We start from the raw sequence: 15,503 nt of genomic DNA, 5'->3' as shown, positions 1-15,503 counted from the left end.
GGCAGGCGAATAAGATTTCTTTTTTATTCTTTTTCCATACAAAACCTAATTAAACATTCTTTTAAATAAGTTATGCCAGATTTTACTGCAGTATAAATCCCTAAAGAATAAAAAAGCCCACTACATATTTATATATGCAAATGAGCTTTTAGATAGAAAATTTTCAATTTATGGTTAATCATTATTATATTTTAATTGGAATCACTATTTCATACAACTATATTGCTGTTTTCTAAATTCTCCAAAAACATTATAAATGCTTTTGTTTCTTGCTTTTGCAACTGCCTTAACTATTGCATAGGCAATAATACTATCTGCTGAATGATGTAACATTGCACCAACAACTGTGGTTATTAATATTATATAAACACTAGGCCCAAATCCTACAAAAGGTATTGTTACTAAAGCTTCTAAAATTCCATGAATAGGCGCTGTAATTGCTACTGCTTTAACGTAGCTTTTACTTTTCATAATTATCAGCGCTCCAACACCTCCAACTACAATGTGTGTTGCCGCTCTTGCCACTACAGGTGCTGGTGTTCCTGCTATTAAAAAGCCGATTGTTGAACCTATTCCAACTACCACTGCTACAAACGGTGATATTAACATAGATAACATCATTGGAACATGTGCAGCCAATGTTGCTGTAAAGTATGGTGGAATAACTATCTTTAAAAATCCAAATTGAATAGGAATTATAATTGCTAATGCTGTGAGCAATCCTGCATATACCATTTGTCTTATCTTATTATTCATTTATCTTGTTCCCTCCTCGCTCAATTGTCTGTATATACACTAGTATATATCATGTATAGGCATAAGTAAATCCTTTTGATTAATTTTATGGACAAACTTTTAGAATGAAAAACCGTATATAGTACTTGTAATTATCCTATATAATTTTTATAATTATAACTAAATTAAATTAAATTAACAACTAATGATTTTAGATAAGAAATACCCTTAATTATATTATCTTTTATATTCTTATCTTTATGCGAGGAGATTGAAGATGGAAAAAATAAATATACTCGGTACAGGCTCTGCAATGGTTACAAAATGTTATAATACATGTTTTACTTTATCAAAGGATGATGAACACTTCCTTATTGATGCAGGCGGTGGTAACACTATACTTGCTAATTTAGAGAAATTAAATATCTCTATTAATCAAATTCATAATATGTTTATATCTCATAATCATAATGATCATATATTGGGCAGTGTTTGGGTTATTCGTGCTGCGGCTCAAAGTATTTTAAATGATAAATACACTGGAAACTTAAATATTTATTGTCATGAAACATCTATAGATGCTATAAAAACAATATGCTCATTTGTCCTTCAGAAAAAATTTTTAAAGCTATTTGACAATAGAATAGTATTTAATAAAATAGACGATAGTTATTCAACATCTATCTTAGATAGACCTATAACTTTTTTTGATATACATAGCACAAAGGATCTTCAATATGGATTTAAAACTTTACTTTTAAACGGTAAATCTTTAACCTTTTTAGGGGATGAACCTTACCGTGAAACTGTTAAAACTTATTGCGAGAATGTAGATTACTTACTTCATGAAGCATTTTGCCTTTATTCCCAAAGGGACATATTTAAACCTTACGAAAAACATCATGCTACCGCAAAAGATGCCTGCAAGAACGCTCAAGAATTGAATGTAAAAAATGTTATTCTATATCATACAGAGGATAAAGATTTAGAGAATAGAAAAAAATTATACATAGCAGAAGGTAAAGAAGAATTTCACGGAAACATATATATGCCAGATGATTTAGATGTGATTACGTTATAACAACTGATAATTTTGTTCTCTGCTTGTGATTTTTATTGCATGTGGATTGAGAAATTAGTGATAAGTTATAAGAGCTAAATTATAAGTTAAGGAAGAAAAGCCAAAGGCTTTTCATAAAATAACATTTCTTTAAGAAATTCCAGGGAATTTCCTCCTTAACTTATAACTTGCATCTTGCTTCTGCCTTTCGGCTGCTTAAGTTATAATTTAAATTAATCCTTACTTAAATATTATCCTAATACTTCTCTTGCTATTTCTACAGATTCTTTTGCATCTTTTGCATAGAAATCAGCTCCAATTCTCTCAGCTGTATCTTTAGTAAGTACTGCTCCTCCAACAAACACTTTTCCTACATACCCATCTTCTTTTAAGGCTTGTATTGTTTCTTCCATACTCTTAAGGGTTGTTGTCATAAGTGCACTTAGCCCAATTAAGGATACATTATGATTTTTAGCCTCTTCTACAACAGTTTTAATAGGAACATCTTTTCCTAAGTCTATCATCTCATATCCATAATTTTCCAAAATAACTTTAACTATATTCTTTCCTATATCATGGATATCACCTTTTACAGTTGCCACTATTATTTTTCCCTTTGAAATGGTCTTTGAATTATTCTTTACAATTTCAGCTTTTAAAATACCAAAAGAATTTTTTACTGTTTCAGCAGCTTGTATTAGTTGAGGTAAAAACAATTCACCTTTTTCATATTTAATTCCAACTTCATCTAGGGCTGGAATTAAATATTCATTAACTATTTCAAGCTCGTTCTTTTCTTTTAAAAGTTCAATTGTAGCCTGCTTGGCTTCTTCTTTTAAGCCTTTAACAACAATATATTTTAAATCATGTTCTTCGTTTGAAGTACTATTATTCTTAGCAGTCCCATTACCCTTAACAGTAACTTCTGTTGCTAACTCTACATTAGCATAATTATTAATGTATACTTCTGCACCTTTGTCATAGTTATATAAAACATTATAAGAATCAATAACTCTTGTCATTCCACTTACATTAGGATTGATTATAGGTAAATCTAGTCCATTTGCAAGAGCTAAAGCTAGGAAAGTTTCATTAATTAATTCTCTATTTGGAAGTCCAAAAGATATATTCGAAACTCCAAGTACTGTTTTGACTCCTAACTTTTCCTTAACCATCCTTACAGCTTTTAAGGTTTCTTGAACTTCTTCTTGCTGTGCTGATACAGTTAAAACTAAACAGTCAATAAATACATCTTCTTTCTTAATTCCATATTCTGCTGCTCTACTTATAATTTTCTTAGCAATTTCAAATCTTTCTTCTGCTTTCGCAGGTATACCTCTCTCATCTAAAGTTAACCCTACAACACTTGCACCATATTTTTTAACTAAAGGAAGAATTTTATCTAGCACTTCATCTTCGCCATTAACAGAATTTAATATAGGTTTTCCATTATAATATCTAAGTCCAGTTTCTATTGCTTTATGATCAGATGAATCTATTTGAAGCGGTGTATCCATTATACCTTGTATTTCTTTTATAACCTTATGCATCATGCTTGGTTCATCAATTTCAGGCAGTCCAACATTTACATCTAAAATATGTGCACCCGCTTCAATTTGAGAAACAGCTTGATTTAAAATATAATCTAAATCTCCATTTTTTAATGCTTCTTTAAATATTTTTTTACCTGTTGGATTAATTCTTTCACCTATTATTCTAACTCCATCTATTCTAACAACCTTTGATGGTGTGCAAACTGCAGAATAGTAGTTGTTTCTTTCTACTGGGGTAACTACTTTGTCTTTAACTATTTTACTTAATTCCTTTATATAATCTGGAGTTGTTCCGCAACAGCCTCCAATTACTCTAACACCTAAATCAATAAAGCTGCATACAGTATCTGCAAATTCCTCTTTAGTCACATCATATTTTGTTTCATTTCCTATTGATAAAGTTGGAAGTCCAGCATTTGGCTGAATCATTACTGGAATATGTGCTAAACTGCATATTTCCTCTATAACAGGTTTTAATTGTTTTGGACCAAGAGAACAATTAACACCAAGAGCGTCTACTCCTAATCCCTCTAATACAAGTACCATTGCCTCAGGTGAGCACCCGGTAAATGTTCTTAAGTTTTCTTCAAAAGTCATTGTGCAAAATACAGGCAGATCTGAATTTTCCTTTGCTGCAAGTATAGCTGCTTTAAGTTCATATAAATCAGTCATTGTTTCAATTAAAATTATATCTGCACCAGATTTAGTACCTTGAACTACTTGACGTTTAAAAATTTCATATGCTCTTTCAAAGCTTAGCGTTCCCATTGGCTCTAAAAGTTCTCCAATTGGTCCAATATCTAAAGCAATGTATGTGTTGCTGCTTCCCTTTGCCTTTTTTGCTATTTTAACTGCTGCATCTACTGCATCTTCAACTTCCAAATTGCAAAGTTTTAACTTAAGTTCATTTGCTCCAAAAGTATTAGTTGTTATTACATTTGCACCACTTTCTATATACTCTTTATGGATTTCTTCTATTATATCTGGTTCTTTAATATTTAGAAGTTCTGGATTTTCTCCAAGTTTTAATCCTTTCCTCTGAAGCATAGTTCCCATTGCTCCATCAAATATTAATATGTTATTTTTTATATATTCTTTAATCTCCACAACTTTCGCCCTCTCTTCTAAAGCTGCAATTTTCATAATTACTGCACTCTTTACAGCTTCTTTTATTTTTTTTATTTCTACTCTCTACAATTCCAATTATTGCAGTGACAGATTTTCTAGGGAATAATAAATTGTTTTCTGATGCTGTAAGCCCTATCTTTTTTTGTGCATCTAATGCTCTTAAAAAGTTACTTTGAATATCTAAAGATAAATCTCCATATCCTGGGCTATACCTATAGGTTATGTCCATGCCCTCTGCAAGAGCCTTTTCTTTAATTTCTTCTTCTACTGCATCACAAATTTCTTCAACTGCCGTTGTAGCACAAGCATCAAAAATAAGTGCTTTTGTTAAATTAATCTTTTCATATAATCTAGTTCTTTTTTCTACATCATTTCCTAAGGTTACGGCCATTAATACACATACCTTTGAATCTTTTAAGTGCTCTGTTATATCCTTACCTTTTAAAATTAGATTAGTAGAAATAACTTCTATACCCTCACTATTTGATTTTATTTCTTTATAGCTATAAATGACTCTGGGAGTTATAATTTTTTTAATTTCTTCCCTGCATTCATCAATTATTGTACTTAAATTTTCGTCTATGTGCTGTCCTTTATACCCTAGATATCTAAGTACTTCATCTTTATTTATCTCTATTTCTATCCCCCCATTTATTTATTGTTTTTAGCTAATAAAAAAAGCCTAAAGGCATTCCCTTAGGCTTAACATTCCCTAAAACACCTTATCTTTCAGCTCTTACGCTGCTGGATTTAGCACCAAGTATACTTTATACTAAAATACACCGGTTGCTGGGTTTCTTCGGGCCAGTCCCTCCACCGCTCTTGATAAGTTCTTATTATTAGTCATTATATATTATAAAATCTTCTTTGTAAAGATTTTATGTTTATAATAAAACTCAAAGTTGTTAAAAGATAGAAACATATACAATTACTTTTTAATATTACTTTTTCTTCAACTACCAATTGTATTACCGCTTTATTAATAACAAAATTATAGAAGCTATACTAAAGGTTAAACTTATTAACATTATGTAATTAATAACTTGAACTTTTGTAAAACCTCTTTCTTCTAATCTAAAGTGTATTTGACTTCTATCTGCTTGATATACAGGTTTTCCTTCAAGAAATCTTTTAAAGATCACAAACAAATTATCAAAAATAGGTACTGCTAAAGCTAATATAGGTATAAATAAGCTCATAACTGTTGCTTGCTTAAAGGCACCGTCCAAGGCAGTAATGCTTAAGATGAAGCCTAAAAAATTTGCTCCTGAATCTCCCATGAATACTTTTGCAGGAAACTTATTATAATATAAAAATCCCAGAATGGTTCCAATTAAAATTACTGATACTAATGCTGATTGATTTTGATTTAATATAATTGCTGCTAAAAAAAATGTAATTGCTGATATTAATGATAAACCTCCTGCTAATCCATCCATACCATCAGACCAGTTTATCACTGTTGTTACTCCAAATATCCATGTTATTGTAAGAATAAATTGTATAGTTGAATTTAGTTCTACATAATAACCTGTAAAAGGATTAGTAAACCCCACAAAAGCGATATTTGCTTTAAATACTAAAATTGCCGATAATAATTGAATAACTAATCTTGGAAATATAGCAAATTCTTTTCCTCTTGATTTATACCAATCATCTATTAATCCAATTAATACTATCATAGTTGCTGCTACAAATATTGTTATCTGCTGATTTGTATCATCTTTATAAAATATAAAATACGGGATAAAAAAACCAATATATAAAGCTACACCTCCACATAGTGGTGTTGGTGCCTTATGCTGCTTTCTTTTGTTAGGCTTATCTGTAAAATGCAATTTATTAGATAGTTTCATAAGAAATGGCATGGCAATTAGTGCAATTATAAGCGAAACTACCATTGCTAAAATATAATCCATATTTCCTACTCCTTAGTAAAGTATCTGGAAGTAAATTATATCCAAGTATGCCATATACGTTTACTTCCTATTTGATTATACTATTAAAGATATCTTATATCAATTACAAAATTATTAAGGTTACTTTATACTAAGCAAAATCAGAGATGCTTAGTATAAAGTAACCTTAATCTTAATCATGTTCTATATAACAAATAAAATTGCATAGTAAATAATCATAATAAAGAGCCCAAGTGGAACACCTAATTTAATCCATTCATTGCTCTTGATTTTTAATTTCCCAGCGGAAATAATATTAGGTATATTGCCTGGAATCATCATTCCCCCACTAATAAGCAGTCCCATCAGTACCGCTTTAATTTGTAATTCTGACATTTTAACACTTACCTCAGCAGCAGCTAATGTTGCATTATCTAAAACAGCAGAACACATATTAGCCCAATATAAATAGCGAGTGTCAAGAGCTATTATATATGTATCAATAATAGGTTTAAATCCTTCACCAAGTAAATCTAACGCTATTACAAATAATAAAATTTTAAGTGCTCTTACCACTATAGTTTTATTTGTTTCTTTGAAAATAACCTCTTCGCCTTTTTCTTCCTGAATTTTCTCTTCCTTAGCAAACAACATTCCTAGTATGCCCAAAATTAGTATTCCAGGAATAATATAAACACCAAACTCACTAAATAGAAACCAGAAATCTGCATTAAGCTTTGAAACTAGAATTGTTGCCAATGGTTCGCCTATAGGAGTTAATACTGCACCGAGACCAATTGAAAAACAAGAAATTATATTAATATTTATTTTATTTTTTTTGCTAATAGGAAGCATACTGATTATTTCCACTAGGAAAAGTGATGCTATAATTGCAGTTATTACACTTGATAGGATTCCCAAAAACACAATAACTAAAAAAACAAAAATTTTTAGTGGGATATATTTTAACACATTTGTTAATACCAGATTTATATGATCAGTAAGTTCTTTAAATAAAAATCCACCTATTAATACAGCTGCTACTATTGCGTACATAAATTTATTTTGAAAAATATTAATAAATAGATCTTTACTTAAAACTCCTGATGTGATAGCCGCAAAAATCCCTATCAAAAACAAAAAGGGTTCAAGATTCTCCTCAACCTTCTTTGATATAATTGGTAACACAAAAGTTATTAATAAAAGCAGAATCAACACGTACAACATTATTTTCTCTCCCCTATTTTAGACATACGCTACTTTATTCTGTTTATTGTACATGCTATAATTATTTTTTTCAATGGTTTTAAGTTCAAAGTTTTAATAAAGTTATTTTATTAAGATAAGTTCCTTATAAATACGTTAATCAAATTCCATCTTATTTACTTTTTTAATAATATTTACACATATTCCTATAAAACTATATTTCTAGAAAAATATAATTAAAGATTTCTATGTACATATTTAAATAGAAAAGTATTAAAATATATACATATATAAATATTTATAGTAAGCATCAAGGTTAAAGACCTCAACAGGTCAAAATTATATACCAATCTTATCCAAATGAACTAAATATTACACTGATTCTTAAAACTCCAATATCATACTTCAAATTGGAGTTTATTAGGAATTACAACCCAGCCTATAGAATTAAAAGTTTCATCCATATCATGGGTATTACTTTGTGTAAATATAAACCCCTTTTTTATACCGGCTTCTTTGAGTTTTGATAAAGAACGCTCTAACATTCTGTTAGTAATTTCATTAACCTTATATTCATCATGTACTGCAATATGATAGATAAATCCCCTTATCCCATCATGACCACATAATAAGACTCCAATTACTTTTCCATCATCTGCACATGCTACTGAGCTAACATCTGGATTTCTTTCAATATACTGTATCAACTCTTCTTTTGTAACAGAACTTTGTAAAAATGAAGAGTTCAATATTTTGTTCCATAACTCTATTACTTGATCTATATCTGACTCTTTCATTGCTTGAATTACTATCTCATCATTCATTTTCTCTCCCCCATCTCGTTTATTTACATATCATTTTTTCTAAAATACATCTGATAATTATATTGCGTATTTTTTATATATTTAATACTTTGAAATTATATGCAAAAAAGAGTTATAAGAAAATCTTATAACTCTTAAAATAACAAAAACTATCTTCTATTATTTTGTTGCTTTCTAGCTCTTCTACAATCAGGACATCTTACAGGTTCGTTATCGAAACCTTTTTCTTTGTAGAATTCTTGTTCTCCAGTTGTGAAAACAAATTCATTTCCGCAATCTTTACATACTAAAGTCTTATCTTGCATATTTAATTCCTCCTTTTAAAATTCAAAGATTAATATCGATTCATATAATTCTCTAAAAGGAGAAATGCATAATATCTATAAAAAACCTTTTTTATTACAATATTTATTGTATCAGCTTTTCTTTTAAATAGCAACCTTTTTTTATTAAAATTTATTTTATATTTCTTAGTTTCCTAATATTTGTAATTTATGAATGATTAAATTATAGAAAAAGATTGTAAGATAACTCTTAATATAATACATTATAAATAGTATTTTAAACATTCATAAATTTATTGTAGTATACACTATATTTTGCTTAAAGTATAGTATTTTTATATGGAAATCCTATATAAATTTCTGTCTTTAAAATTTTATAAGTAAGTAAGTTTAATTAATCTAACTTTTTTATTTATGCTCTGTCAAGTAATATAACAAGTCTTAATTTAACAAACTTGTATAAAGAAAGGATGTGCTTTAGCATGAAAGAAAAAATCACTAACATGATACGAAACTTTGTCAAAGAATACGAGGGTAAAAATGATATTTCAACTAAATGGGGTGAGCCATTAGTAGGCTTTGCTGATGCCAATCATCCTTACATTTTAAATTTAAAAGAACTCATTACACCAACTCATTGCCTACCTACCGATATAATATCTGATGCATCAATTGTAATAGCATATTTTGTCCCATTCACTAAGGAATTGGCTAATACAAATAAAACTCCTGGAGATATTGCCTCCCCTGAATGGGCTCTAGCCTATGAAGAAACTAATGCAATGTTTGTTAAGTTGAATGAACATGTAATTTCAGAACTGCGGAAACTTGGATATCATGCAAATGTTTCGCCAGAAGCTTCTACCTTTGACCAAAAGATATTAAAAAGTAATTGGTCTCATAGGCATTTTGCAAAAGTTGCTGGCCTCGGAACCTTTGGTATTAATAATATGCTTATAACTAAGGTTGGATGCTGTGGAAGATATAGTACCATTGTAACCAATCTAGATATTAAAGCAGATTCACCTTTAGAAGATAACCTTTGCTTATATAAAAAGAATGGAAGCTGCGGAGTATGTGTAAAACACTGTCCATCAGGCGCATTGAGCTTAGATGGATATGACAGGCATAAATGCTATGTGGTACTTTTGAAAAATGCAGAATTATATACAGAGTTCGGAAGCTCTTATACCGATGAATCTGGAGAAAAGCCAAATAGTGTAGGCAGTGATGTATGTGGAAAGTGTGTAGTAAATACACCATGTACATTTTTCCATAGAAAATTTTGATTATGAATTATATGATATATAAAAATACCTGATAATATCTTATTTAGCAACCATCAGGTATTTTACTTCTTATATTTTTAAACCTACACTCAAATTTATTAAATGCATCTAATATAATCAGCTTTATCATTAAATAGATAGTAAGTATTCTCTTCTAATATTTCTCCTGCCTCAATATATTTTTCTATGTCAATATTAAATTTCTCCAAATGATATTCTTTAAAAGAATATTGCTCTTTAAGGTTTTCCTTAATGCTCTTTTCCTCTTCTTTTTCCATATCACTTCTCAAAAAGTCAGGTAATCCACGCTTCTTATTAAATATTAAGTAATTAAATCTAATAATTTCTTTTAAATATTCATTGCTTTCTTCTAATACATTTTCATTAAAATCTAAAAATACTTTATAATATTCTGCATTTCCTATATTTTTGCTAAAGTATCCTTGCTTTTCAAAAAACATGCCTAAGCTATAATAAAAATCAAAGGGTTTCTCAAATTTATTTTCAAAATACTTAATTATAAGCTTAAACTTTTGAGAATTGTAATACTTATCAACCATTTCTTCTACTTTCTTAAGCTTTAATAGTTCCTCATAAGAAAGTTTATCAGTTCTTAAAATTTCATATGGAGGGTATGGTGAATATTCCATTCCATATTTATCTGCATCTTCTCTCATGGAAGACCCCTTTAATAACTTTAAGAAACCAAGTTGTATTTCTTCTGGTTTTATTTCATACATATCATTAAAAGACTTTTTAAAAGATTCATAATCTTCTCCTGGAAGTCCTGCTATTAAATCTAAATGTTGGTCTATATTTCTTAACGCTTCAATTTCTAAAACTTTTTCTTTTATATCACTAAAATTAACAAACCTATTTATATTTCTTAAAACTTCGTCATTAGTTGTTTGCACTCCAACTTCAAATCTAAATCTTCCTTTTGGAGCCTTTGATAAAAGTTCTATTTCCTGAGGCTTTAATATATCTGCTGATATCTCAAAATGAAATTGAGTATTTGTATCTTGATTTATTAAAAAGTCCCATATAGCCATAGCAAATTTAGAATTACAGTTAAATGTACGATCAACAAATTTAACCAATCTAACTTTCTTATTTATAAAGTACATTAAGTCATTTAATACTCTATTAATATCTAAAAATCTAACTCCATGACTTGTAGACGATAGGCAGTATTTGCAATTGAAGGGACATCCCCTTGAAGCCTCATAATAAACAATTTTATTGCTTAAATCTTCATCTTCCTCATATGGAAATACTATTTCATCCATAGACATAAGAGGACGCTTTTCATTTGAATAAACCTCATCATTAATTTTATAATGAATGCCTCTAACATCTTCTAACTTAATTTTACCTAATTTATATAAAATGAAGTCCCTATAAGTCTTTTCCCCTTCACCTTCAATAACATATTCTCCTACATTATTCTTTAGAAAGCTTCTTGAATCAAATGAAACTTCTGGCCCACCATATAAAATTTCTATATTAGAATCTACTCTTTTAATTAAATTAGCAACTCTTGAAATAAGTTCAACATTCCAAATGTAAGTTGAAAATGCTACTATATCTGGCTTTTCTTTAATTATTTCTTCTAATATTCTTCCTTCTCTATCATTTATAGTAAATTCTTTTATCTTTCCTTCATAGTCAAGATCCTTAGTAAAATTCTTTAAATATCTAACAGCTAAATTACTATGAATGAATTTAGAGTCAATTGCTGTAATTAATACCTTCATAATTAACTTTCTCCTCTACTTTAACTTTTGTCTTCAATTTCTTTCCTTTTATAAAAAAAACATCTTCCCATGCTTTAGTTTCTTCTATTTCGAAATATTTTTCAAGAATTTTTTTTATTTCTTCAATATTCGAACTTGAAAGTATGTTTAAATTTTTAAACATAAATTCTTTGACTTTTTCATTTGGTAATATAACCTTTATTTTATTGTTAAATACTTTTCCTCTTTCCTTATTTATATCCCAAATATATATTTCGCCATCTTCTTTCAAATATGAACTTATTTCTTTAATCAATTTTTCTTTTTCTAAACTGGTCCACATTTTGTTTAAATCAAAAAAGAATGTGCAAGCATCATATTCTCTGCTTTTTAATTCTATCTTAGTATCACTAGATACGTAGTCTAGTGATAATTCATCCTCCACTTCTTTTGATATGCTATATATAATCCCAAGATTTTTTTCCCCTACATCTAATACATCACCTTGTAAAACAACATCTTCTAAATTTATTACTAATGTTTTGCCCATAGTTATTCCTCCATACTTCTCAATATTGATAATTATATTTTACCACTATTTTCCATAACTTTAACTATGAAACCTTTTAAAATTTCAAATAAAGCTGCTCTAAAAATATATTTTTTAAAGCAGCTTTATAATTTATTTAGTTATTTTCATTTTTCGGGAATACAATTTATAAATAATCAAACAAGTTAATATAAATAGAAATACAAAAATAAATATCCAAATCGACATTGGTAAGTTAAACTTTAGATTCAAATTCTCTGATTGTAATTTATATATACAGCCAACTCCACTGTCTAATATATAAATATCCCCTTCTGAATATTTTATTCCTTTTATGTCGCTTATATCTTTTAATTTTAATAAGTTATATACAACATTATTTGTACCAATTGAAGCTATAACATTTTCCTTACTATCATAATATATTTTTGAATTTTTATCTAATATTCTGCCTTCTTTATCTATAGCCAAATATCTTATTATCCCTACATCTGAATATTGATAAACAGGTGCTTGAACAATCTTATTGGGAGGATTAGATATAAGATTAGAAACTAACTTATCACCTTTAAACCTAGGGGAAGTAATAGGATCTCCGCCGCTAAAATCCGGCCATCCATACCATTTACCTTTATCTATTCTATAAAGATAATCTGAGTCTCTATTAATAGGCCTTTCTCCAGTGTTCTCCATACCTCCTACAATACCATATAAAACTCCTTCACTGTCTAAATCCCAGCCTTTAATATTTCTTATTCCCGAAGAATATAATGCTGCCTTATTATTACTTAAATTTATTTCGACAATACAAGCATTGGCTAAACTTTGCGCTTTTATTCGTTGTCCCTGCTCACTGGAATTCCCGTATGGCATAAAAGCACCTGTTTTCTTTTCTCCATAATTAAATCCATTTAATGTAATATCTATTGAACTTTTATCATAAGGAATCTTATCAGGGGAATACTTGCTGTCATAGGTAGCCACACCTGAATTTGTAGCGCTTCCTATGGATAAAAGAAGTTTTGAATCTTTAATAATTAGGTTTCTATCCAGATATTTTCCTTCAGAAGGTATCTTATCCAAAATTGATTTTAAATTTTTACTTCCTAAATCATATTCATATAAGCTAGAATTTGAAATAAAGTATAACTTACTCTTATAATAAATTATATTTTCTATTTTTAAGGATTTATCTTGCAGTAAAGTTTCTTCTCTTCCGTCATCTCTAATGACCTTAATATAATTATCATAAGCTACATAGGTGTTTTTATTTTCATCCTTATCGAAAGCTACAGAATTTTTACAGTTTTTATATGCAACACTCCAACTAATGTTATTTTTTAATGTGTTCATTCTATATTCATTAGAAAATCTAAATACTCCAAATGCTACTACAACGATTATGACCGAAACACTTAAAAATTTTAGAAACCTTCTCACTTCACTCTCCCCTTACTGCTTTAATGTAATTATGTAATTTTGTAACAAATAAAAATTTCCTATTAAATTTATATTGTAAATCTATCAAAATAAGACCTCCCTTTTCTAATAACTTAAAAGATTTAATTATGAAAACTTAAGTAAATTAATTTATTTCGTAAAGGTCTCATATTTAACACATTATTTGAATATGTTTATAGTGGTTTAAAGGAAGGAGGGAGTGAGCCGTGGATAAAGATAATTTTGTTAAGAATTCTTTTTTATTAATATCATCAAATGTTACTACTGGTATATTGGGCTTTATTTTTTCAATATATCTATCTAAAGTCTTAGGTGCTGAAGGAATGGGACTTTATAATTTGGTCATGCCTATTTACAATTTATTTATATGTCTTATGACAGCAGGTATAGTTGCATCCATTTCTAAAATAACCGCTGTTTATTCTCAGAATGGTGACCATAATAATATAGTGAAAACTATTAGAGTTGTATCTTTATTTAACATATCTTGGGCATTTTTAATAGGAATTATAGTATTTCTTTGCGCTCCGTTACTTGGAAAATACGGTGTGAACGATGCAAGAACTATAAATGCCATAAAAGTTATCTGCCCAGCTATGGTTTGCATAGCAATTTCAAATATACTTAAGGGATATTTTTATGGAACCTCTAAAATCACAGTACCTGCCATAATTGATATTTGCGAAAAAGCCATGAGGATTTTAACTGTAAGTTTACTTATTTATTTAACTAATGCTCAAACCTTAGAGGGCATGGTAACCCTAGCTACTGTTGCACTATGCATAGGAGAATTTCAAAGCTTAATTTTTCTTTATATTTATTATAAGTATTCTATAAACAAAATGCCGAGTTCTCACGAAGTACCTGAAAGTGGTTTTCAGCTTCTCTTTGATGTTGTAATTATTGCAATACCACTTTGCTTAAATGGTTTCTTAACTAATATTTTAGGAACACTATCTACCTTAATTGTTCCCAGGCGATTACTAGTTGCTGGTTTTAATTATACTGAGGCTCTAAGTATGATAGGAAAATATACAGGTATGGCACTTAGCATAATAACCATACCATTAATTGTGGTTTCTACAATTAATACATTGCTAATTCCTGATCTCTCACAATCTCTAGTACTCGGAAAACAATACGAAGCTTCTGTCAGAATAAGAAAAGTACTCAAAGTCGCATTTTTACTTGGAATAGCAACTACAATTATTTGTAACGTAATTCCAAATTCTCTAGGTGAAATGTTTTATGGAAGAAATGATTTAGGTCAATATATTAGATTTGCTTCACTTACAGCACCAATATTTTTTCCAGCTGTAACTATGTTCGGGGTATTGAACGGTCTTAATAGGCAAAGTATAATTCTCAGGAACTCATTAATTGAAGCTGTGATTGAATTAATATGTTTATACATATTTACTGCTATTCATTCTATAAATATATTTGGATACAGCTTAACTATGCTGATTGCATGCACAATAGGCTTTATTCTTAATATGTATGAAGTAAATAAACATATTGAACTTAATTTAAGTCAGTCAAATATCGTAATCTATATACTGCTTGGCCTTCTTATCTTCTTAATTATAAATATATTTTCAAAGCACATGTTAACCCACTCGCTAATTATTAACAATTTTGTTATCATGGGTCTTGTGTTCTCGGCTTTTGCATATCTTGGAACTTTTGGAGAAAGCGGAGACTAAGCAAGTACCTGTTCCTCTACTATAAAAGAAATAATACTCTATTGCGTATCGTTGCAAAATAATTTACAACGAC

At 29.0% G+C, this 15,503-nt stretch carries 13 protein-coding genes and 1 riboswitch; of the genes, 3 read left to right on the top strand and 10 right to left on the bottom strand.

Features of this window, described 5'->3' with window-relative positions; genetic code table 11:
* Positions 1 to 204 precede the first annotated feature (204 nt).
* A complete protein-coding gene (locus COL3_RS07945) occupies positions 205 to 756 on the bottom strand; it encodes a hypothetical protein (RefSeq protein WP_008425661.1) in 552 nt (183 codons plus the stop codon).
* A 256-nt stretch (positions 757 to 1,012) separates the two neighbouring features.
* Here COL3_RS07945 and COL3_RS07940 point away from each other — a divergent pair, with 256 nt between their 5' ends.
* Entirely contained in the window at positions 1,013 to 1,816 is an 804-nt protein-coding gene (locus tag COL3_RS07940; protein WP_008425659.1) for an MBL fold metallo-hydrolase, read from the top strand.
* A gap of 230 nt (positions 1,817 to 2,046) precedes the next feature.
* Here COL3_RS07940 and COL3_RS07935 read toward each other — a convergent pair whose 3' ends face one another.
* From COL3_RS07935 to COL3_RS07910, 6 genes are all read right to left on the bottom strand, one after another.
* Positions 2,047 to 4,455, bottom strand: a complete 2,409-nt coding sequence (locus COL3_RS07935) for a homocysteine S-methyltransferase family protein (protein WP_035283749.1) — start codon at positions 4,453 to 4,455, stop codon at positions 2,047 to 2,049.
* Positions 4,445 to 5,119: a methionine synthase gene (locus COL3_RS07930; RefSeq protein ID WP_035283739.1), complete on the bottom strand. Its 675-nt coding sequence runs from the start codon at positions 5,117 to 5,119 to the stop codon at positions 4,445 to 4,447. The genes COL3_RS07935 and COL3_RS07930 overlap by 11 nt, the downstream gene beginning before the upstream one ends.
* Positions 5,120 to 5,195: 76 nt before the next feature.
* A riboswitch (SAM riboswitch) is annotated at positions 5,196 to 5,308 on the bottom strand.
* 136 nt (positions 5,309 to 5,444) lie between these two features.
* Entirely contained in the window at positions 5,445 to 6,395 is a 951-nt protein-coding gene (locus COL3_RS07925) for an MraY family glycosyltransferase (protein WP_008425652.1), read from the bottom strand.
* A gap of 183 nt (positions 6,396 to 6,578) precedes the next feature.
* On the bottom strand, positions 6,579 to 7,601 hold the full coding sequence (locus COL3_RS07920; RefSeq protein ID WP_008425650.1) for a DUF1646 family protein: 1,023 nt from the start codon (positions 7,599 to 7,601) through the stop codon (positions 6,579 to 6,581).
* Positions 7,602 to 7,978: 377 nt separating this feature from the next.
* Positions 7,979 to 8,404, bottom strand: coding sequence for a GNAT family N-acetyltransferase (locus tag COL3_RS07915; protein ID WP_008425647.1), 426 nt, complete (start codon positions 8,402 to 8,404; stop codon positions 7,979 to 7,981).
* A gap of 149 nt (positions 8,405 to 8,553) precedes the next feature.
* On the bottom strand, positions 8,554 to 8,709 hold the full coding sequence (locus COL3_RS07910) for a zinc-ribbon domain-containing protein (protein WP_008425645.1): 156 nt from the start codon (positions 8,707 to 8,709) through the stop codon (positions 8,554 to 8,556).
* A gap of 461 nt (positions 8,710 to 9,170) precedes the next feature.
* Between COL3_RS07910 and COL3_RS07905 the strand changes: the two genes are divergently transcribed.
* Complete coding sequence (locus COL3_RS07905; protein WP_008425638.1) at positions 9,171 to 9,977, top strand: hypothetical protein; 807 nt, start codon at positions 9,171 to 9,173, stop codon at positions 9,975 to 9,977.
* A gap of 98 nt (positions 9,978 to 10,075) precedes the next feature.
* On the opposite strand, the gene COL3_RS07900 is transcribed toward COL3_RS07905, so the two are convergent.
* From COL3_RS07900 to COL3_RS07890, 3 genes are all read right to left on the bottom strand, one after another.
* Positions 10,076 to 11,734 (bottom strand): B12-binding domain-containing radical SAM protein, encoded by a 1,659-nt coding sequence (locus COL3_RS07900; RefSeq protein WP_008425637.1) that lies wholly within the window; start codon positions 11,732 to 11,734, stop codon positions 10,076 to 10,078.
* Positions 11,709 to 12,263, bottom strand: coding sequence for a hypothetical protein (locus tag COL3_RS07895; protein ID WP_008425636.1), 555 nt, complete (start codon positions 12,261 to 12,263; stop codon positions 11,709 to 11,711). The genes COL3_RS07900 and COL3_RS07895 overlap by 26 nt, the downstream gene beginning before the upstream one ends.
* 132 nt (positions 12,264 to 12,395) lie before the next feature.
* Entirely contained in the window at positions 12,396 to 13,703 is a 1,308-nt protein-coding gene (locus COL3_RS07890) for a PQQ-dependent sugar dehydrogenase (RefSeq protein ID WP_008425635.1), read from the bottom strand.
* Between the two features lie 227 nt (positions 13,704 to 13,930).
* Between COL3_RS07890 and spoVB the strand changes: the two genes are divergently transcribed.
* Positions 13,931 to 15,430 carry a stage V sporulation protein B gene (spoVB, locus tag COL3_RS07885; protein ID WP_008425634.1) on the top strand — a complete coding sequence of 500 codons (1,500 nt, stop codon included), beginning with the start codon at positions 13,931 to 13,933 and terminating at the stop codon, positions 15,428 to 15,430.
* Positions 15,431 to 15,503 lie beyond the last annotated feature (73 nt).

It is taken from the genome of Clostridium sp. LS (assembly GCF_002760435.1).
GTDB lineage: Bacteria > Bacillota > Clostridia > Clostridiales > Clostridiaceae > Clostridium.
The sequence above is the reverse complement of the archived record's forward strand: the minus strand, read 5'-3'. Positions and strand labels throughout refer to the sequence as shown.

Coding starts and splice junctions, on each gene's coding strand:
- COL3_RS07945 (WP_008425661.1), bottom strand. CDS start 756: ATGAATAATAAGATAAGACAAATGGTATATGCAGGATTGCTCACAGCA.
- COL3_RS07940 (WP_008425659.1), top strand. CDS start 1,013: ATGGAAAAAATAAATATACTCGGTACAGGCTCTGCAATGGTTACAAAA.
- COL3_RS07925 (WP_008425652.1), bottom strand. CDS start 6,395: ATGGATTATATTTTAGCAATGGTAGTTTCGCTTATAATTGCACTAATT.
- COL3_RS07920 (WP_008425650.1), bottom strand. CDS start 7,601: ATGTTGTACGTGTTGATTCTGCTTTTATTAATAACTTTTGTGTTACCA.
- COL3_RS07915 (WP_008425647.1), bottom strand. CDS start 8,404: ATGAATGATGAGATAGTAATTCAAGCAATGAAAGAGTCAGATATAGAT.
- COL3_RS07910 (WP_008425645.1), bottom strand. CDS start 8,709: ATGCAAGATAAGACTTTAGTATGTAAAGATTGCGGAAATGAATTTGTT.
- COL3_RS07905 (WP_008425638.1), top strand. CDS start 9,171: ATGAAAGAAAAAATCACTAACATGATACGAAACTTTGTCAAAGAATAC.
- COL3_RS07900 (WP_008425637.1), bottom strand. CDS start 11,734: ATGAAGGTATTAATTACAGCAATTGACTCTAAATTCATTCATAGTAAT.
- COL3_RS07895 (WP_008425636.1), bottom strand. CDS start 12,263: ATGGGCAAAACATTAGTAATAAATTTAGAAGATGTTGTTTTACAAGGT.